The organism is Pseudomonas vlassakiae, assembly GCF_014269035.2.
Lineage (GTDB): Bacteria > Pseudomonadota > Gammaproteobacteria > Pseudomonadales > Pseudomonadaceae > Aquipseudomonas > Aquipseudomonas vlassakiae.
The window spans coordinates 1-930 of sequence record NZ_JABWRP020000053.1; the positions used below are offsets into that span (position 1 = coordinate 1).

Sequence of the window (930 nt, forward strand, 5' to 3'; positions counted from 1 at the left end):
CGGTGACGACCTCCGTAGCGGTACCGGAACTCTGACCGACCGGAATGGTGATGGTCTGGCCGTTGGCCAAGCTGACTATGACCGGGCTGCCAGTGACCGGAGCACCAACTGTGGCGGTGTAAATGATAGTGCCACCCTCGGCCACGCTGGGCGTTGCCGTCAGCGAAACGGTGGTGGTGTCTTGTACGTCGGTGACGGTGGTAGAAACCGGTGCCGGGTCGGCAATCAGATTTTCGTAGTTGCCACCGCTGACGTTGGTGATGCTGTTGGTGACTGCCGCGTGGCCTTGATAGACGTCGTTGTTCACGGCGCCGGTGGCGGTGCCGGAGCTTTGGCCAACCGGAATGGTGATGGTCTGCCCGTTTGCCAGGCTGACTACGACCGGGCTGCCGGTGACCGGCGCACCTACTGTGGCGGTGTAAATGATAGTGCCGCCTTCGGCCACGCTTGGCGTCGCCGTCAGCGATACCGTCGTTGTCTCTTGCACATCGGTGACGGTGGTAGAAACCGGTGCCGGGTCGGCAACCAGGTTTTCGTAATTGCCACCGCTGACGTTGGTGATGCTGTTGGTGACTGCCGCGTGGCCTTGATAAACGTCGTTGGTGACGGCACCCGTGGCTGTACCGGACGACTGCCCGACTGGGATGGTGATGCTCTGGCCATTGGCTAGGCTGACTACGACCGGGCTTCCGGTGACTGGCGCATTAACCGTGGCGGTATAGACGATGGTGCCGCCCTCGGTCACAGACGGCGTGGCCGTCAGGGTCACGGTCGAGGTGTCGACGGTGTCACTCACCGTTGTAACTGCCGCGGTACTGTTGATCGCCAGGTTTTCGAAATTGCCACCCGAGGCATTGGTGATGCGTGCGCTGACCTGACCGGCATCGAGGTACGGATCATCCGCTGGCGCGGCAACGGCGACGCTGCCGG

The 930-nt window shown here is 62.3% G+C and carries 1 protein-coding gene; it reads right to left on the reverse strand.

Features of this window, described 5'->3' with window-relative positions:
• On the reverse strand, window positions 1–930 hold a 930-nt coding region (locus HU738_RS25740), incomplete at both ends, for an immunoglobulin-like domain-containing protein (RefSeq protein WP_217871546.1).